Source organism: Falsiroseomonas frigidaquae, from assembly GCF_012163145.1.
Taxonomy (GTDB): Bacteria; Pseudomonadota; Alphaproteobacteria; order Acetobacterales; family Acetobacteraceae; genus Falsiroseomonas; species Falsiroseomonas frigidaquae.
The window spans coordinates 312,552-329,809 of sequence record NZ_JAAVTX010000002.1 but is presented as its reverse complement, the minus strand read 5'-3'; the positions used below and the strand labels follow the sequence as shown (position 1 = coordinate 329,809).

The 17,258-nt window shown below is 71.7% G+C and carries 16 protein-coding genes and 2 riboswitches; of the genes, 8 read left to right on the top strand and 8 right to left on the bottom strand.

The features are described from left to right. Window position 1 precedes the first annotated feature (1 nt). Window positions 2-1,225, bottom strand: a complete 1,224-nt coding sequence (locus tag HB662_RS05920; protein ID WP_168048201.1) for an ABC transporter substrate-binding protein — start codon at window positions 1,223-1,225, stop codon at window positions 2-4. Between the two features lie 265 nt (window positions 1,226-1,490). Here HB662_RS05920 and HB662_RS05915 point away from each other — a divergent pair, with 265 nt between their 5' ends. Then, window positions 1,491-1,688 (top strand): hypothetical protein, encoded by a 198-nt coding sequence (locus tag HB662_RS05915; protein ID WP_168048199.1) that lies wholly within the window; start codon window positions 1,491-1,493, stop codon window positions 1,686-1,688. A 49-nt stretch (window positions 1,689-1,737) separates the two neighbouring features. Here the strand turns inward: HB662_RS05915 and HB662_RS05910 are convergent, their stop codons facing one another. Together HB662_RS05910 and HB662_RS05905 are read right to left on the bottom strand one after the other, a co-directional pair. After that, a complete protein-coding gene (locus HB662_RS05910) occupies window positions 1,738-2,160 on the bottom strand; it encodes a hypothetical protein (RefSeq protein WP_168048197.1) in 423 nt (140 codons plus the stop codon). An 8-nt stretch (window positions 2,161-2,168) separates the two neighbouring features. Beyond that, window positions 2,169-2,804, bottom strand: coding sequence for a GAF domain-containing protein (locus HB662_RS05905; protein ID WP_245185469.1), 636 nt, complete (start codon window positions 2,802-2,804; stop codon window positions 2,169-2,171). A 274-nt stretch (window positions 2,805-3,078) separates the two neighbouring features. On the opposite strand from HB662_RS05905, the gene HB662_RS05900 reads away from it, so the two are divergent. From HB662_RS05900 to lpxK, 5 genes are all read left to right on the top strand, one after another. Further along, a complete protein-coding gene (locus tag HB662_RS05900; RefSeq protein WP_245185468.1) occupies window positions 3,079-3,921 on the top strand; it encodes a UDP-2,3-diacylglucosamine diphosphatase in 843 nt (280 codons plus the stop codon). 153 nt (window positions 3,922-4,074) lie between these two features. Continuing rightward, a complete protein-coding gene (locus HB662_RS05895) occupies window positions 4,075-5,112 on the top strand; it encodes a glycosyltransferase family 4 protein (RefSeq protein ID WP_168048195.1) in 1,038 nt (345 codons plus the stop codon). A 216-nt stretch (window positions 5,113-5,328) separates the two neighbouring features. Next, complete coding sequence (locus HB662_RS05890) at window positions 5,329-6,057, top strand: lysophospholipid acyltransferase family protein (RefSeq protein ID WP_168048193.1); 729 nt, start codon at window positions 5,329-5,331, stop codon at window positions 6,055-6,057. Then, window positions 6,054-7,532 (top strand): glycosyltransferase N-terminal domain-containing protein, encoded by a 1,479-nt coding sequence (locus HB662_RS05885; RefSeq protein ID WP_168048191.1) that lies wholly within the window; start codon window positions 6,054-6,056, stop codon window positions 7,530-7,532. Before HB662_RS05890 ends, HB662_RS05885 begins: the two co-directional genes overlap by 4 nt. An 86-nt stretch (window positions 7,533-7,618) precedes the next feature. After that, window positions 7,619-8,605, top strand: coding sequence for a tetraacyldisaccharide 4'-kinase (lpxK, locus tag HB662_RS05880; protein ID WP_168048189.1), 987 nt, complete (start codon window positions 7,619-7,621; stop codon window positions 8,603-8,605). Between the two features lie 14 nt (window positions 8,606-8,619). Here lpxK and HB662_RS05875 read toward each other — a convergent pair whose 3' ends face one another. From HB662_RS05875 to gcvT, 5 genes are all read right to left on the bottom strand, one after another. Further along, entirely contained in the window at window positions 8,620-9,633 is a 1,014-nt protein-coding gene (locus HB662_RS05875; RefSeq protein ID WP_168048187.1) for an alpha/beta fold hydrolase, read from the bottom strand. 67 nt (window positions 9,634-9,700) lie between these two features. Then, window positions 9,701-10,186: a CinA family protein gene (locus HB662_RS05870; protein WP_168048185.1), complete on the bottom strand. Its 486-nt coding sequence runs from the start codon at window positions 10,184-10,186 to the stop codon at window positions 9,701-9,703. Window positions 10,187-10,318: 132 nt separating this feature from the next. Then, window positions 10,319-13,225 carry an aminomethyl-transferring glycine dehydrogenase gene (gene gcvP / locus HB662_RS05865; protein ID WP_168048183.1) on the bottom strand — a complete coding sequence of 969 codons (2,907 nt, stop codon included), beginning with the start codon at window positions 13,223-13,225 and terminating at the stop codon, window positions 10,319-10,321. Then, a complete protein-coding gene (gene gcvH, locus HB662_RS05860) occupies window positions 13,222-13,599 on the bottom strand; it encodes a glycine cleavage system protein GcvH (protein WP_168048181.1) in 378 nt (125 codons plus the stop codon). The genes gcvP and gcvH overlap by 4 nt, the downstream gene beginning before the upstream one ends. Before the next feature lie 15 nt (window positions 13,600-13,614). Continuing rightward, window positions 13,615-14,715, bottom strand: a complete 1,101-nt coding sequence (gcvT, locus tag HB662_RS05855; protein WP_168048179.1) for a glycine cleavage system aminomethyltransferase GcvT — start codon at window positions 14,713-14,715, stop codon at window positions 13,615-13,617. 47 nt (window positions 14,716-14,762) lie between these two features. After that, window positions 14,763-14,871: riboswitch (glycine riboswitch) on the bottom strand. Between the two features lie 12 nt (window positions 14,872-14,883). Continuing rightward, window positions 14,884-14,992: riboswitch (glycine riboswitch) on the bottom strand. A gap of 123 nt (window positions 14,993-15,115) precedes the next feature. Here gcvT and HB662_RS05850 point away from each other — a divergent pair. Together HB662_RS05850 and HB662_RS05845 are read left to right on the top strand one after the other, a co-directional pair. After that, window positions 15,116-16,252 (top strand): M20 family metallopeptidase, encoded by a 1,137-nt coding sequence (locus HB662_RS05850; protein WP_168048177.1) that lies wholly within the window; start codon window positions 15,116-15,118, stop codon window positions 16,250-16,252. Window positions 16,253-16,289: 37 nt separating this feature from the next. Next, a complete protein-coding gene (locus tag HB662_RS05845; protein WP_209443132.1) occupies window positions 16,290-17,258 on the top strand; it encodes an alpha/beta fold hydrolase in 969 nt (322 codons plus the stop codon).

Genomic DNA, 17,258 nt, shown 5'->3' with positions numbered 1-17,258 from the left:
GTCAGCTCCGCGGGCGCGCGGCGCGCACCTCGTCCTCGGGGAACAGGTAGTTGGCGCCATCGGCGTAGCGCGCATTGCGCATGGTGCCGGTACGGCCGCGCAGCACCGTCTCCCCCACCCAGGTGCCCATGGTGCCCTGGTGGTCCAGCGCGCGCATGGTGACATTGCCGACGATGGTCTGCGTCGGCAGGTCGGCCAGCGCATCCACCATCGCCTCCGTCTCCGTCGAATTCGCCTTGTTCAGCATGCTGGCCACCACCTGCGCGGTGACATAGCCGAGCACGCTGCCCTTGCGCGGCGTGTCGTTGAAGCGGGCGCGATAGGCCTCGATGAAGGCCTTGTGCGGGGCGTCCTGCACCTGTTCCCAGGGGTAGCCGGTGACGATCCAGCCATCCGGGCATTCATCGCCCAGCGGCAGCATGTATTCCGGCTCGCCGGTCAGCAGCGACAGCACCAGGCGACGCTCGAACAGCCCGCGGGTATTGCCCTCCCGCACGAAGGCGGTCAGGTCCGGTCCGAACAGCACGTTGAAGATACCGTCCGGCCGCGCCTGCGCCAGCGCGCCCACCGTGGCGCCGGCGTCCACACGGCCGAGCGCCGGGTATTGCTCCGCCACGATCTCGGCGCCCGGGATGGCGGAGCCGATCAGCTTCTTGAAGTTGGCGGCGGCGGATTGGCCGTATTCGTAGTTCGGCGCCACGATCGCCCAGCGCTTCGCCGTCTTGCCGCGCGCGGCCTCCACCACCATGCGCGTCTGCATGTAGGTGCCGGGGCGCAGGCGCCAGGTGTAGCGATTGCCCTGCGCCATGGTCAGCGCATCGGTCAGCGGCTCCGTCGCCAGGAACAGCTTCTTGCGCTGGTTCGCGAGGTCGGACACCGCCAGGCCGACATTGGACAGGAAGGTGCCAGCCAGGAAGGCGCAGCCTTCGCGCGTCAGCAGGTCCTCCGCCACGCGCACCGCGTCGCCGGGGGTGGAGCCGTCGTCGCGGAAGACGAATTCCAGCGGTCGCCCGCCCATTACGCCGCCGGCCTGGTTGATCTGGTCCACCGCCAGCTGGATGGCGTTGCGGTAGGGCATCGCGAAGGCGGCCATGCGGGCGTAGGAATTCAGCTCCCCCACCTTGATGGGGGCGCCCTGGGCCGGGGCGTGGCCGGGGCGCAGCCCCGCCAGGATGCCGGTGCCAGCCGCGAGCGCGCTGCGGCGGGAAAAGGTGAAGCCAGCCATCGCAAAGGATCCCCATTTGCCTGTCGGGGCGCATCCTCCACCGCGGTTGGGCGGCGGTCCAGCCGGTTTCAGGGTGCGCGGCGCATGTCTTGCTGCGCCGGCATCACCGGAATGCCCAAAGCCCTGGCCGCACTGCTTCCTACCGTGGCAGTTGCCTCCGCGGCCAAGCCGGATGGATCCGGGCGCGAACTCGCTTTTTCGTGGGTGGATCGTGGCCGAATAATGGCGCAGAGATCTTTATCTCGCCAACTTCCAGGGATCCCGCATGTTGCTCATCCTCTGCATCCTGGCTGGAGCCACGGCGCTGCTCGGCATGGTCAGCGTGGCGGCCACCCTGGTACCGGCCATGGGCCTGGGCCTGGCGGGGCTGACGGCAGCCGCTGGCTTCAGCCTCGTCTCGCTGGTCGCCGGGGTGGCCGCCGGGGCGCTCGCCCTGGGCCAGCAGCGCACCCGCGCAAGCTGAAGTCCCAGCCGGTTATGTAGCGACCGGCAGGCAGCCCTCGGGCGACCGTTCAGCCACGCCCGCCGCGGGCGAGCAGCGGCCCCAGCGCCGGGTCGACGTAGCGGATCTGTTGCAGCCTCACCTCGGGTACCGTCTCGGCGTCCCCCATCATGATGGTGAGGCAGAGGCAGGTGCCCATCAGCTCCAGTTGCTTGTGGCCGCGCAGGGGCAGCGGGATGCGGTTGCGGCGGCAGGTCTGCAGAAGGATCGCCAGGATGTCCCCGGCCGTGAAGGACCAATGGGCGCGCGGACCCGGCCGCGGCTTCTGCGGCACCAGGCGGGCGATCACCTCGCCCGAGGGCGCGGTCGCCATGTCCAGCCGCACCGGGCCGGCCGTATTCCGCCAGCCGGGCTGGGCCAGCATCATGCCGGCGACCAGCGCATCCAGCACCTCCTCCGGCGAGAACAGGATGTAGCGCACTTCCTTCGGCATGGCGGCCTTCAGGCGGCGCGGCGGGCGAGCAGGGCGGTGGTGGCCTCCTGCGCCAGGGCCCGCAGCGCGCTGCGCTCGGCGGCGCCGAAATCCGCGCGGGGGACGGTATCGATCACGCAGAGGGTGCCGAGGCGCTCGCCCTCGGGCAGCGTCAGGGGGGCGCCGGCATAGAAGCGGATATGCGGCGCGCCGGTGACCAGCGGGCTGTCGGCGAAGCGCGGATCGGCCGTCGCATCGGGCACCACCAGCACCTCCGCCTGGCGGATCGCGCGGTTGCACAGCGCGTGGTCGCGGGTGCTGATCTCGCCCGCCGGCAGCCCGACGGCCGCCTTGAACCACTGCCGCTCCGCATCCACCAGGCTGATCGCGGCAAAGGGCGTGGCGAAGCGGCTGGCGGCCTGAATCACCAGCGCGTCGAAATGCGGCTCCGGCGGCGTGTCCAGCACGGCCACCCCTGCCAGGGCGGCCAGGCGCCGGACCTCCTGCCGTGCCCCGGCTTCCGCCTGCCGCCGCGCGAATGCCATGGCGGCCTCGACGGCGGCTTCGGCGCCCGGCTGGACGCCCGACTGGACGCCCGGCTGGACGCCCGACTCGAGGCCGGCTTCGACGCCGGCTCCGACAGAGGGTTCGGGTTCGCGGCCCATTCTCTCATCCCGTCCCTGGATGCCTCGCATTCTGATTGCGGGCGCTGAAGGAACCGATAACGCCGGGGCCATGATTGCCTTCATGCAAGATTCACGTCGCCGGGACGCGCGGCAGGGTAGAGGCCCGCTCGTCGCCAGCAGGTCAGCGAGACTCACCTGATGGCCGGCAAGTTGGTCAGGAAGCCGGGCCGATCGGCGGGCAGCTCCGGGCGCGTGGCGCAACGGTGGCGGCTGCGGTGCGTTCCGCTTGGCGAAGCAAGGGCAGGGCGCAGGCATGGACGGCATGGCAGGCACGCTCGGAGCAGAACCCCGGCGGCGCTACCGGACGGTGTTCCTGTCCGACCTGCACCTCGGGACGCGCGGCTGCCGCGCCGATTTCCTGGTGGATTTCCTGCGCCGCACGGAATGCGAGCAGCTCTATCTGGTCGGCGACATCGTCGATGGCTGGCGGCTGCGCAAATCCTGGTACTGGGACGCCGACCATGACGAGGCGATCCGCCTGGTGCTGAAGATGGCGCGCAACGGCACGCAGGTCACCTACATCCCCGGCAACCACGACGAGATGCTGCGCGACTGGCTCGGCCTGGAAATCGCCGGCGTCCGCCTGGCGAAGGAGGCGGTGCACAGCGCCGCCGATGGCCGCCGCTTCCTGGTGATCCACGGCGACGAATTCGACAGCGTGGTGCGCTATGCCAAGTTCCTCGCCCATCTGGGCGACTGGGCCTATGACAGCGCGCTGGTCGCCAACCGCTGGTTCAACGCGCTGCGCCGGCGCTTCGGCTACCCCTACTGGTCGCTCTCGCAATGGCTGAAGCGGCAGGTCAAGGAAGCGGTCAAGGCGATCGACCGCTTCGAGACGGCGCTCGCCCAGGAAGCCCGCCGGCGCGGGCTGGACGGCGTGGTCTGCGGCCATATCCACCACGCCGAGATGCGCGACGTGCAGGGCGTGCTCTACATGAACGACGGCGATTGGGTGGAAAGCTGCACCGCCCTGGTCGAGCATGCCGATGGCCGCTTCGAGCTGGTGGATTGGGCGCGCGAGAACCAGCTCAGCTTCTTCCGCGCCGCGCCCGCCACCGGGACCTCCCCCCCCACCCGCGTGTCGGAGGCGGCCTAGCGCCGGCTTCATGCGCAGCCACAGCGCGTCTTTCGCCACTTCCCCGACGCGGCGTTCTCGGGCACCACAGGCGCCGCCGCAGAGGCTTGAGGCGAGAGGAACGGGTTGGACGAGATCGCCCCTTGGGGGATGGGTGCGCTGGAGCCCACGCAGATGACCGCCGCCGTCGGGCCGCTTCGCATCCTCGTCGTGTCGGACGCCTGGATCCCGCAGGTGAATGGCGTGGTCCGCACCATGGCGACCGTGGTGGCGGAACTGGCGCGGCTGGGCGATGTGGTGGAGGTGATCGGGCCGGACCGCTTCCCGACGCTGCCGACACCCGGCTACGCTGAGATCCGCCTGGCCCTGGCGCCGAAGCGCCGCCTGGCCCGGATGGTGGATGCGTTCCGGCCGAACGCCGTGCATGTCGCGACGGAGGGCCCGCTCGGCTGGGCCATGCGGGCGATCTGCCAGGCGCGGGGCTGGCGCTTCACCACATCCTTCCACACCAAATTCCCGGACTACCTGCACGCCCGCACGCGCATTCCGAAGTCCTGGTCCTGGGCGCTGATGCGGCACTTCCACGCCGCCGGGGCCGGTACGCTCTGCGCCACGCCGACGCTGGCGGCGGAACTCGCGGCGCGCGGCTTCGCCGATGTGGTGCCCTGGTCGCGCGGTGTGGATCTGGCGGGCTTCCATCCGGATGCGGCGCGGCAGGGGGCCGCGGAGGCGTGGGAATCGCTGCCGCGACCGATCTTCCTTTGCGCCGGCCGTGTGGCGGTGGAGAAGAACCTGGAGGCCTTCCTGGCGCTGGACCTGCCGGGCAGCAAGGTGGTGGTCGGCGATGGCCCGCAGCGTGCCGCCCTGTCCCGCCGCTTCCCCGCCGCGCATTTCACCGGCTGGCGCGAAGGCGCGGCGCTGGCGCGGGCCTATGCGCAGGCGGATGTCTTCGTGTTTCCCTCCCGCACCGATACCTTCGGGCTGGTGCTGCTGGAATCGCTGGCCAGCGGCACGCCGGTGGCGGCGTTTCCGGTGACCGGGCCGCTCGATATCATCGGTGCGCATCCGGTGGGGGCGCTGGATGAGGATCTGCGCGCCGCCTGCCTGCGCGCGCTCAACGCCGACCGCGCCGCCTGCCGCGCCCATGCCGCGCGGTTTTCCTGGGCCGCCTGCGCGCAGCGCTTCCGCGACAGCCTGATGCTGTGCCCCTGAGCGATCCGGAGTAGCTGCGCGCCGGTGCCGTTTCGCCGGACCACTGCCGGTGCGGCATCGGTGAATCCGGCGCCTGGGGGGGGGCGGCTTGCAGTGGCCTGCACCCGTTGGCCGGCACGCCCGGGCGGTCTCCTGCCGCCCTGGGCCAGGTCCGGATTTCCCACCCCCGCCGGGGCATGCTACCGGCCCTGTCATGGCGTGCCTCCATCCCCGCCCATGATCCGCAGGTTCATCCGGCATCCGGCGGTCCAGGGGGGCCTGGCGCGGGTGGTCGGGCTGTACCTCGCGCTGGTGGTGCGAACCACGCGCTGGCGCCTGGTGGGCGCGGAACCAGCCCTGGCGCTGGTGGCCGCGGGGCAGCCGCTGATCCTCGCCTTCTGGCATGAACGCCTGCCGCTGATGCCGGCGCTGGTCCATCTGGCGCGCGCGCAGGAACCGGCTGCGGCGCGGGTGCGGCCGCATGTGCTGGTCAGCCAGCACCGGGATGGCCGCTTCATCGGCGCCGCGGTCGGGCGCTTCGGGGTGGAGATGATCTACGGCTCCTCCCGCCGCGGCGGCGCAACCGCGATGTCGGCGCTGCTGCGGACGCTGCGCCGGGGCCAGCCGGTGCTGATCACGCCGGATGGCCCGCGCGGCCCGCGACGCCAGGCCGCGCCGGGCGTGGCCCAGGTCGCCGCCCATTCCGGCGCGCCGGTGGTGCCGCTGGGTGCCTCCAGCACCGCCCATTGGCGGCTCGGTTCCTGGGACCGCATGATGCTGCCGCTGCCCTTCGGCCGCGGCGTCGTGGTCTGCGGCCCGCCGATCCCGGTGGCGCGGGATGCGGCGGAGACGGCGCTGCCCGGCATCGCCGCTGCGCTGACCGAAGCCTGCCGCGAGGCGGACCGGCTGTGCGGCGTGGCCGATGTGCCGGACCGTCCGCCGCGCAACAGGACGCGGCGGCCGTGACGCCGCCGATCTCGGCCTGGCGCCTGGCGACCACCCTGGCCGCCCCCCTGCTGCGCTGGCACCTGGCCCGCCGCGTGCGGCGCGGCAAGGAAATCCGCGCCCGGCTCGCCGAGCGCCGCGGCCTCGGCGCCACCCGGCCGCCGGGCCGCCTGCTGTGGCTGCACGCCGCCAGCGTGGGGGAGGCGGTCTCGCTGCTGCCGGTGATCGAGGCGCTGCTGGCGCGCGACGCGGCGCCGCATCTGCTGGTCACCACCGGCACGGTGACGGGGGCGGAGGCGCTGCTGCGCCGGCTGCCCGCGGCGCTGGTGCAGCCCGGCGCCTCCGGCTTCCCGCGCGTGAGCCACCGCTTCCTGCCGCTGGATGTGCCGGCCTGGGTGGCGCGGTTCCTGGATGGCTGGCGGCCGGATGCCGGCGTGCTGGTGGAAAGCGAGCTGTGGCCCAACCTGATCGCCGCCGCCCGCGCCCGGGGCATCCCGATGGCGCTGGTCAATGCGCGGATCAGCCCGCGTTCCTTTGCCCGCTGGCGGCGCTTTCCGCGCAGCGCGGCGGAGATCCTCGGCGGCTTCGCCCTGGTGCTGGCGCGGTCGGAGGGGGATCGCGCGCGGCTGGCGGCGCTGGGCGCGGGGGTACCCCAAGCCGGGGCACCTCAAGCCGGGGCACCCCAAGCCGGGGCACCCCAAGCCGGGGAACCTCAAGCCGGGGCGCCGCAAGCCGGGGAACCCCAATGCTGGGGCGACCTGAAGGCGGCGGCCGCACCGCTGCCGGCGGATGCGGCGGCGCTGGAGCGTCTGCGCGCCGTGCTCGGCGACCGCCCGGTGTTCCTCGCCGCCTCCACCCATGCGGGGGAGGAGGCGCTGGCCCTGGCGGCCCATGCGCTGCTGGCGCCGCTCTGGCCGGAACTGCTGACGGTGCTGGTGCCACGCCACCCGGATCGCGGCGTGGCGGTGGCGGAGCTGGCGGCGCGGCAGGGGCTGGCGGTGGCGCGGCGGGCCGGCGGCGGCGCGCCGGGCGCGGATGTGGCGGTCTATGTGGCGGATACGCTGGGCGAGCTCGGGCTGTTCTATCGGCTGGCGACCCTGGCGGTGGTCGGCGGCAGCCTGGTGCCGCGCGGCGGGCAGAACCCGCTGGAGGCGGCGAGGCTGGGCTGCCCGATCCTGCTCGGCCCGCACACCTTCAACTTCGAGGAACCGGTGGCGCGCCTGCTGGCGGCCGGCGGCGCCCGGCTGGTGCAGCCCGAACCCGCGGCGCTGGCGGAGGAGGTTGCCGGTATGCTATCCGATGCCCCTGGGCGACAGGCCATGGCCGCCGCCGCCGCCGCTGTCGCGGAAGGCCAGGCTGGCCTGCCGGGGATGGTCGCCGCGGCGCTGCTGGACCTGTTGCCGGATTTTTGTGGACCTGCCAGCGATGGCGAGGCCCCCGCCGAAGACCCTGCCGAAGCCCCCGCTATGGGCCAGGGTCGTGAAACCGGGGCATAAGCTAGGGGGCCGGCCGCCAGGGGCGGCCCCGCTTCAAGGCCGCCCCGGCGGCAGTTTGGTGAACGAAACCTGATGGTCGAGGCCTGATGCGAGCACCCGCCTTCTGGGCGGGCAGTGGTGGCGTGATGCCGCTGCTGCTGGCCCCCTTTTCCGCGCTCTATGCGCAGGCCACCGCGCGCCGCATGACGCGGCCGGGCTGGCAGGCGCCGGTGCCGGTGATCTGCTGCGGCAACGCCACCGCCGGCGGTGCCGGCAAGACCACTGTCGCCATGGATCTCGGCCGGCGCCTGGCAGACCGTGGCGTCGCGGCGCATTTCCTGCTGCGCGGCTATGGCGGCACGCTGAAGGGGCCGGTGCGGGTCGATCCCGCCACGCATGACAGCACCATGGTGGGCGACGAGGCGCTGCTGCTGGCCGAGGTGCGCCCTACCTGGGTCTGCGCCGACCGCGCAGCCGGCGCGCAGGCCGCCGTGGCGGGCAATGCGCGCGCCATCGTCATGGATGACGGGCTGCAGAATCCGGGCCTGATCAAGGATCTGTCGCTGCTGGTGATCGATGGCAGCTTCGGCTTCGGCAATAACCGAGTCATCCCGGCCGGCCCGCTGCGCGAACCGGTGGCCGCCGCCGCCTCACGCTGCCAGGCCGCCGTGCTGATCGGCGAGGATGAAACCGGCGCGTTGGACCTGCTGCCCCCTGGCCTGCGCGTGCTGCGCGCCCGGCTGGTGCCGGGGCCGGAGGCGGCGATGCTGCGCGGCCAGCCGGTCTATGCCTTCTGCGGCATCGCCAACCCGCGCAAGTTCTTCGCCACCCTGCAGGAAGCCGGCGCCGTGCTGGCGGGGCGGGAAGCCTTCGGCGACCACTACCAATACGATGCCGACGAGATCCAGGAATTGCTGGCGCAGGCGGATGCCGCCCGCGCCCAGCTTGTCACCACCAAGAAGGACTTCGTCCGCATCCCGGCCCAGTTCCGGTCCCGCGTCACGGTGGTGACGGTGGGGCTGGAATGGGCCGAGTCGGCGCAGATCGAGAGCCTGCTGGACCCCTTGGCCGGGCGCGTGCCGATCCCGGCCTGAGGGGGGGGGCAGCGCTACCGCCAGAGCCCCTTCGCCGCCAGCCAATCCTGCACCAGCGCCGCGACCTGGTCGCTGTTGCGGTCCATCATCAACATGTGGCTGTTGCCCGGGATGCCGCGGCTTGGCAGGTCCACATCCTCCACCGTGCCGCCGGCCGCCTGGATCGCCGCGGCGAAGGCGCGGGCGTTGCGGCGGATGACGGACCAGCGCGGGTCCTGGTCGACATAGTCGCCATAGACCAGCAATTGCGGCACATCCTTCAGCTTCGCGGCCTCCGCCACCGCGCCGGTGCCGGCGGGCTCGATCAGCACCAGGGCGCGGAACAGATCCGGCCGGCGCTGCGCCACCTGCCAGGCGAAGGCGCCGCCCTGGCTATGCGCGATGACCACGGAAGGGCCGACCCGCTCCAGCAGCGCGATATAGGCCGCGATCACGTCGGAATCGGTGCCGAGGTAGCGGGCCACCACCTGGCGCATAAAGGCTTCGTAATGCTCCGGCGCCGTGGGGAACTGGTTGCCCGGCAGCACCTGACGCGTGGCGTAGGACCCGGCGCCCGTGCCGATCCGGAACCGCTCCCACGGGTTCTGCGCCGGCAGGTGCAGCGGCGGGGCGTAGATGTCGGGCACCATGGCGGCGCCGCTGCGGCCGCGCTCCACCGCATCCGTCACATAGGTGGCCCAGCCGCGGCGCAGGAAGAACTCGTCCCAGCCCGGGCGGCCATCCGGCGTGGTCTCCCAGGTGACGCCGGTGAGGTAGGCGCCGTGCCACAGCATCAGCGGGGCGGTGCCGCGCTGCGGCGCGGGCACCATGAAGCGGGCATACATCTGGCCCACCATGTGGACGCCGTTCGGGTCGATGCGCAGCGGCGCGCTGCCCACGGTCGGCAGGTATTCCCGCACCGGGCGGTCGGACAGCTCGACCTGGCGTCCGCCGACATGGAAGGAGCCGAAGCGCTCCAGCGTGATCGGCTGCGCCTGGGCGGCACCAGCGATACAGGCCGCGACGAGCGCGGCACCCCATTTCACCATGACATTTCCCCTCGCCCGGAACCTCGCCCGGCTGGGGAATATCCTACGATGCAGGACGCCGTCGCGCCTATGCCTCGGCAAGTGTCTTTTCGAACAGACCGAGCAGCGCCAGGCTGAATTCCTGCATATTGGCGGCGCGGTCGCCATGCCCGGTTTCGAGCGTCACCACGCGCTCCAGTGGGCCGGAGACGGCCAGGCAGCTATGCCCCGCCGCATCGCCATAGCGATTGCCGGTGGGGCCGGAGGCGCCGGTCTCCGCGATGCCCCATGTCGTGCCGAAGCGCGCCCGCAGGGTGCGCGCCAGCAGCATGGCATAGGGTTCGGAGGAGGAGCGCATCCCCGCCATGTCGGCGGCGGTGATCCCCAGAAGCTGTTCCCGCGCGGTGGCGGTGTAGACCACCGCGCCGCCCAGGAAATAGGCGCTCGCCCCGGGCACCGCGAGCAGGCTGGCCGAGACCAGCCCGCCGGCCGAGGATTCCGCCACGGCCACGGTTTCGCGGCGCGCCTTCAACAGCGCGCCGACAGCCTCACCCTTGGCGAAAAGGTCCTGCATCTATGCGACCCTCAATCGTGCCGTAGGCACGCCTGTGGCGTGACGGGCGGGCCGCATCCGCGGCCCTTGGCTACGCGGCGTAAGCCGCGGCGGCCATCCGGCCGCTCGGCCGGCGGAAGATGCCGGCCGCATCTACTCCGCCGCCTGGGCGTAGGCTTCCAGCGGCGCGCAGGTGCAGACCAGGTTGCGGTCGCCATGCACATTGTCCACCCGCTTCACCGGCGGCCAGTACTTCTGGCGCGCCACATAGGGCAGCGGGAAGGCGGCCTGTTCGCGGGTGTAGGGGTGCGACCAGTCGCTGGCCATCACCTCCGCCGCCGTGTGGGGCGCGTTCTTCAGCGGGTTGTCGGCGCGGTCCATGCGGCCCTGCTCGATGGCGCGGATTTCGCCGCGGATCGAGACCATGGCCGCGATGAAGCGATCCAACTCACCCATCGTCTCGGATTCGGTGGGCTCCACCATCAGCGTGCCGGTCACCGGCCAGGACATGGTGGGCGCGTGGAAGCCGTAATCCTGCAGGCGCTTGGCGATGTCCTCGACCGAGGCGCCGCCATTCTGCTGGAAGCCGCGGCAATCCAGGATGCATTCATGGGCCACCATGCCCTGGCGGCCGCGATACAGCACCGGGAAATGTTCGGACAGCTTCACCGCCATGTAGTTGGCGTTGAGGATCGCCACCTCCGTCGCGCGCTTCAGCCCCTCCGGCCCCATCATGCGGATATAGGCGTAAGAGATCGGCAGGATGGAGGCGCTGCCGAAGGGGGCTGCCGCCACCGGCCCGTGGCTGGTCGCCTGCGGGCCGGCTTCCGCCAGCATCGGATGCGCCGGCAGATAGGGCGCCAGATGCGCCGCGACGCCGATCGGGCCGACACCCGGCCCGCCGCCGCCATGCGGGATGCAGAAGGTCTTGTGCAGGTTCAGGTGGCACACATCGGCGCCGATCGCGGCCGGGCTGGTGAGCCCGACCTGCGCGTTCATGTTGGCGCCGTCCATATAGACCTGGCCGCCCTTCGCATGGATCAGGGCGCAGATTTCGCGGATGGCTTCCTCGAACACGCCATGCGTGGACGGGTAGGTGACCATCAGCGCGGCGAGGCGATCCGCATACTGGTCCGCCTTGGCGCGCAGATCGTCCAGATCCACGTTGCCGTCGCGGTCGCAGCCCACCACCACCACCTTCATGCCGGCCATCACGGCGGAGGCCGGGTTGGTGCCGTGGGCGGAGGAGGGGATCAGGCAGATATCGCGCGCAAGGTCGCCGCGCGCGCGATGCCAGCCACGGATCGCCAGCAGCCCGGCATATTCGCCGGCGCTGCCCGCATTCGGCTGCAACGACACGGCGGCGAAGCCGGTAACCGCGCAGAGCCAGCCTTCCAGGCGCCGGATCATCTCGATATAGCCGGTCGCCTGGTCCACCGGGGCGAAGGGGTGGATGTTGCCGAAACCCGGGAAGGTCACGGGGATCATCTCGGCCGTCGCGTTCAGCTTCATCGTGCAGGACCCCAGCGGGATCATGCTGCGGTTCAGCGCGACGTCCTTGTCCTCCAGCTTCTTCAGGTAGCGCAGCATCGCGTGTTCGGCGTGATGGCTGCGGAAGACCTCCGCCGTCAGGAAGGTGCTGGCGCGGGTGAGGGAGGCGGGGATGCCGCCTTCCGGGTCGATGCCGTCGAGCTGCGGCGCCGCCTGGCCGGCGGCCTCCGCGATCGCATCCAGCAGCGCCAGAAGATCCGCACGGGTCACCGTCTCATCGAGCGCGATGCCGACGCCGCCGCCTTCGTGACGCGCCAGGTTGAAGCCGCGCTTCAGGGCGCCGGCGATCAGCGCCTCCGCCTTGCTGCCGGCCTCGATGCAGATGGTGTCGAAGATGTCGCGATGGCGCAGGGCGAAGCCGGCGCGCCTGGCGGCACCGGCCAGCAGACGTGCCTGCAAGGCGACGCGCTGGGCGATGCGGGTCAGCCCCTCCGGCCCGTGCCACACGGCGTACATGCTGGCCATCACGGCCAGCAGCACCTGCGCGGTGCAGATATTGCTCGTCGCCTTCTCGCGCCGGATATGCTGTTCGCGCGTCTGCAGCGCCAGGCGCATGGCGGGCTGGCCCGCGGCATCCAGCGAGACGCCAACCAGGCGCCCCGGCATCAGCCGCTTGTGGGCATCCTTCACCGCCATGTAGCCGGCATGCGGCCCGCCATAGCCCATCGGCACGCCGAAACGCTGGGTGGAGCCGACGACGACGTCCGCGCCCATCTCCCCCGGCGGCTTCAGCAGCACCAGCGACAGCGGATCGGCGGCGACGATGGCGAGGCCGCCGGCGCCGTGCACCGAGGCGATCTCCTTCGTCAGGTCGCGCACTTCGCCGGTCGTGCCCGGATACTGCAGCAGCAGCGCGAAAGGCTTTTCCGCGGTCACGGTCGCGACGATCTCGGAGGGCTTCGCGATCAGCACCCGGAAGCCCAGCGGCTCCGCGCGGCCGGCGACCACGGCGCGGGTCTGCGGGTGCACGTCCGAGGCGATGACGATGGCGTCCGACTTGCCGCGCGTCGCGGCATGCGCCAGCGCCATGGCTTCCGCCGCCGCCGTCGCCTCATCGAGCAGGGACGCATTCGCCACGGGCAGGCCGGCGAGGTCCGTCACCATGGTCTGGAAATTCAGCAGCGCCTCAAGCCGGCCCTGGGCGAGTTCCGCCTGGTATGGCGTGTAGGCGGTGTACCAGCCCGGATTCTCCAGCACGTTGCGCAGGATGACGGGCGGCGTCAGCGTGCCGTGGTAGCCGATGCCGATCAGCGACTTGATGTCGGCGCGGTTCTTCCCTGCCAGCGCGCGCAACTCCGCGATCGCCTCGGCCTCGGTCGCTGCCGGCGGCAGGGGCAGGGGCGCGTTGCTGCGGATATCGGCGGGCACGGTGCGGGCGGCCAGCGCCTCCAGGCTCTCGGCGCCGACCACCTTCAGCATGGCGGCAACCTCCGCCTCCGAAGGGCCGATATGGCGACGGGCGAACTCGCCCTTGTCCTCAAGCGCGCTCAGCTGGGCAATGGCGTTCATGCGAGGCTGTCCACGAAGGCGGCGTAGGCGGCCTCATCCATCAGCGCATCGACCGTCGCGGCCTCGACGCCGCCGATCTTGAAGAACCAGCCCTCGCCGGTCGGCGCGCTGTTGATCAGCGCCGGGTTTTCGACCAGCGCGGCGTTGGTCTCCACCACCTTGCCGGCGACCGGGGCATAGACGTCCGACGCCGCCTTCACGCTCTCGACCACGGCGCAGGCCTCGCCTTCCGTGACCTCGCGGCCCGGCTCCGGCAGGTCGACGAAGACCACGTCGCCCAGCGCGTTCTGGGCGTGGTCGGTGATGCCGATGGTGGCGACGTCGCCATCCAGCCGGATCCACTCATGGTCTTTGGTGAAGCGCAGTTCGGCCATTGTCCGGGAACCTTTTCAGCGAGCGTAGCGGTGGGGAGCGAAGGGCAGGGGGCAGATGCGGGCGGGCAGCGCCTTGCCGCGCACCATCAGTTCGAGGGCCGTGCCATCGGCCGCCGCGCCGCGCGCGACATAACCCATGGCCACGGGCGCGTTGACGGAGGGGCCGAAGCCGCCGGAGGTGATTTCGCCGACCACCTCGCCGGAAACCTGCACCGGCGTGTGGCCGCGGGCCGGCTGGCGCCCTTCCGGCTGGATGCCGACGCGCAAACGCTTCGCGCCATTGTCCAACTCGTCGCGGCAGCGCTCGGCGCCGCGGAAATCCCAGGCCGTGCGGCGGCGCTTGCCCATGGTCCAGACCAGATTGGCTTCCACCGGGCTGGTCGTCTCGTCGAGGTCGTTGCCGTAGAGGCAGAGGCCGGCCTCCAGCCGCAGTGAATCCCGCGCGCCGAGGCCAGCCGGCATCACGCCCGGCAGCGCCAGCAGGGCCTTGGCCACCGCCTCCGCCTGCTCGGCCGGGATGGAAATCTCCACGCCATCCTCGCCGGTATAGCCGCTGCGGCTGACCAGGCAGGGCACGCCGGCGATCTCGAATTCGGAAAAGTCCATGAACTTCATGGCGGCGATGCCCGGCGCCAGGGTGGCCAGGGCGGGGACGGCGCCCGGCCCCTGCAGCGCCACCAGCGCGCGGTCCGGCAGCGGCCGCAGCGTGACGCCCGCCGGCAGCACCGCCTCGATGGCCGGGATGTCGAGATGCTTGCGGGAGGCGTTGAGCACCAGGAACAGCCGGTCGCCGCGATTGGCGACCATGAAGTCGTCGAGGATGCCGCCCGTCTCGGTCATCAGCACGCCGTAGCGCTGCCGGCCGGGCTTGAGGATCTGCACATCCGCTGGCGTCAGCTTTTCCAGCGCCGCGGCGGCGCCTTCGCCGATGAGTTCGGCCTGGCCCATATGGGAGACGTCGAACAGCCCGGCGCTGGCGCGCGTATGCAGGTGTTCCGCCATGATGCCGGCCGGGTATTGCACCGGCATGGCATAGCCGGCGAAGGGCACCATGCGCCCGCCCAGCTCCCGATGCAGCGATGCGAGTGGTGTCTCGAGCAAATCGGTATCGGCCACGGTGCCCCCAAAGGCTTCCCATCGCCGAAATGGCGTCGGGTGTTCCGTGACCCCCCTCTGTCCGGTGACCTGAGAGATTCGGCCCGCCTCCCGGCGCTGCCTTACTCCGTCGGTGCCGCGCCCCGTTCGGAGCGCGAGCTTTCCAGAGTCCCGCCGAGCCCTTCGGCTCCTGCCCGCGCGGCCCTTCTGCCTGAGCGTTTCCGGGGGCCGGTTGCGCCTTCGGCGGCGGTTTCGGAACCCGAAAAGGCCCCTCGCCACTCTCTCCCGCGCGGTCCACGGGAGCGGCGGGTATGCCCGAGGCCGGGACAGGGTGCAACGGCGCTTTTCGGCCGGGCGAGGGTTCCACCCCTGCCGGACGGGTGGTTTCCTGCCGGCGCAACAAAGCGAGGGACGGCAGGCGATGCGGGAGTTGACGGCGGAGGGCCTGCTGGCGGCGTTGCAGGGCTGGGTCGAGATCGAAAGCCCGACGCAGGATGTCGCCGCGGTGAACCGCATGGCGGACCATGTGGAGGCGAAGCTGCGGGCGATCGGCGCGCGGATCGAGCGCATTCCCGGCCGGGACGGCTTCGCCGACATCCTGATCGGCCGAGTCGAAGGTGAACAGCCCGGCCCCGGCCTGCTGCTGCTCGGCCATATCGACACCGTGCATCCGGTCGGCACCCTGGCCGGGAAGCTGCCGTTCCGGGTGGAGGGCAGCCGCGCCTATGGCCCCGGCATCTATGACATGAAGGGCGGCAATGCCATGGCGCTGGCCGCGCTGGAGCATCTGCACGCACAGGGCCGCCGCCCGCTGCTGCCGGTCAGCTTCATGATGATCCCGGACGAGGAGGCGGGCAGCCCCTCCTCCCGCCCCGCCATCGAGGCGGAGGCGCGGCGCCATGCCGCGGTGCTGGTGCCGGAACCCTCGGGAGAGGGCGGGCGGCTCACCGTCGGCCGCCACGGCATCGCGCGCTACCATCTGCGCACCATCGGCCGCCCCGCCCATGCCGGCGCCACCCATGCCGAGGGCCGCAGCGCGATCCGGGAGATGGCGCGGCAGGTGCTGGCGATCGAGGCGCTGACCGACTACCCGCGCAACTTCTACGTCAATATCGGCACCATCTCCGGCGGCACGCATGAGAACATGGTGCCCGCCGAATGCCGCGCGATCTGCTACGCGCTGGTGCCCACGGCGGCGGAGGCGCGCGAATTGCACAATGCGCTCTTCGCGTTGCGGCCGCATGACCCGGATGTGACGCTGGAGGTGGTGCCCGGCCTGTCCCGCCCGCCCTTCGGCAAGTCGCCGGCCATCCAGGCGCTGTACGACCATGCGAAGGCGCTGGCGGCGGATGGCGACTTTCCGGTGGCGGGAGAACGCATCGCCGGCGGCGGCTCGGACGGCAATTTCACCGGCGCGCTGGGCGTGCCGACGCTGGATGGCCTCGGCGTGATCGGCGGCGGGCCACACAGTTTCGCCGAGCATATCGAGATCGGCTGCCTGGTGGCGCGCACCCGCCTGTTCGTGCGGCTGTTCGAGACCCCGCTGCCGGCGCTGTAGCGCGGCAACCTGCTGCGGCGCAGCACGTTGGCGCCGCATGAAAGCAGCAAACTGGATTGCCGGCGCGGCGGTGGCCCTTGGCGGCGCCGTGCTGGCCAACGACCTCGTCGCGCGCCGCAACGAGGCACGCCACCCGCCACGCGGCCGCTTCCTGACCGTGGATGGCGTGCGGCTGCACTTCCTGGAACGGGGCGCGGCGCAGGCCGGGCCGACCGTCGTGCTGCTGCACGGCAATGGCGCGATGGCGGAGGATTTCGCGCTCAGCGGTATCCTGGACGAGTTGGCGCGCCACCATCACGTGATCGCCTTCGACCGCCCCGGCTTCGGCTACAGCGACCGGCCGCGCCGCCACATCTGGACCGCCGCCGCGCAGGCCAGGCTGCTGCGCCATGCGCTGCGGCGCATGGGCATCCAGCGCTCGGTGGTGGCCGGGCATAGCTGGGGTACGCTGGTGGCGCTGGAGATGGCGTTGCAGCGGCCGGACCAGGTGGCGGCGCTGGTGCTGATGTCGGGCTACTTCACGCCGACGCTGAGGATGGACGTGCCTGCCTTCTCCGGCCCCGCCATCCCGATCCTCGGCGATGTGATGCGCTACACCATCTCCCCACTGATCGCGTGGGCGATCACGCCGCTGCTGTTCCGCCGCATCTTCTCCCCGGGCCCGGTGCCGGCGCATTTCGCCGAAGGCTTCCCCACCGGCCTGGCGCTGCGCCCATCCCAGCTGCGCGCCGCCGCCGCCGATACCGCGCTGATGATCCCGGGTGCGGCAGCCACGCGGAACCGGCATGGGGAGGTGCGGATGCCGGTGCTGATCCTGGCCGGTGCGGATGACCAGATCGCCGATGTCGGCCGGCAATCCGCCCGCCTGCACCGGGACATTCCGGGCAGCGAGCTGCGCCTGGTGCCCGGCGCCGGCCACATGATCCACCATGCGGCGCCGGAGGCGGTGGTGCAGGCGATCCGCGATGCTGCCGACCGGGTGCGTGACGAAAGGGCGCGCGACTAG

Coding starts and splice junctions, on each gene's coding strand:
- HB662_RS05900 (WP_245185468.1), top strand. CDS start 3,079: ATGGACGGCATGGCAGGCACGCTCGGAGCAGAACCCCGGCGGCGCTAC.
- gcvH (WP_168048181.1), bottom strand. CDS start 13,599: ATGGCCGAACTGCGCTTCACCAAAGACCATGAGTGGATCCGGCTGGAT.
- HB662_RS05895 (WP_168048195.1), top strand. CDS start 4,075: ATGACCGCCGCCGTCGGGCCGCTTCGCATCCTCGTCGTGTCGGACGCC.
- HB662_RS05920 (WP_168048201.1), bottom strand. CDS start 1,225: ATGGCTGGCTTCACCTTTTCCCGCCGCAGCGCGCTCGCGGCTGGCACC.
- HB662_RS05850 (WP_168048177.1), top strand. CDS start 15,116: ATGCGGGAGTTGACGGCGGAGGGCCTGCTGGCGGCGTTGCAGGGCTGG.
- HB662_RS05875 (WP_168048187.1), bottom strand. CDS start 9,633: ATGGTGAAATGGGGTGCCGCGCTCGTCGCGGCCTGTATCGCTGGTGCC.
- HB662_RS05905 (WP_245185469.1), bottom strand. CDS start 2,804: ATGGGCCGCGAACCCGAACCCTCTGTCGGAGCCGGCGTCGAAGCCGGC.
- HB662_RS05870 (WP_168048185.1), bottom strand. CDS start 10,186: ATGCAGGACCTTTTCGCCAAGGGTGAGGCTGTCGGCGCGCTGTTGAAG.
- HB662_RS05845 (WP_209443132.1), top strand. CDS start 16,290: ATGAAAGCAGCAAACTGGATTGCCGGCGCGGCGGTGGCCCTTGGCGGC.
- HB662_RS05910 (WP_168048197.1), bottom strand. CDS start 2,160: ATGCCGAAGGAAGTGCGCTACATCCTGTTCTCGCCGGAGGAGGTGCTG.
- HB662_RS05915 (WP_168048199.1), top strand. CDS start 1,491: ATGTTGCTCATCCTCTGCATCCTGGCTGGAGCCACGGCGCTGCTCGGC.
- HB662_RS05890 (WP_168048193.1), top strand. CDS start 5,329: ATGATCCGCAGGTTCATCCGGCATCCGGCGGTCCAGGGGGGCCTGGCG.
- gcvP (WP_168048183.1), bottom strand. CDS start 13,225: ATGAACGCCATTGCCCAGCTGAGCGCGCTTGAGGACAAGGGCGAGTTC.
- lpxK (WP_168048189.1), top strand. CDS start 7,619: ATGCGAGCACCCGCCTTCTGGGCGGGCAGTGGTGGCGTGATGCCGCTG.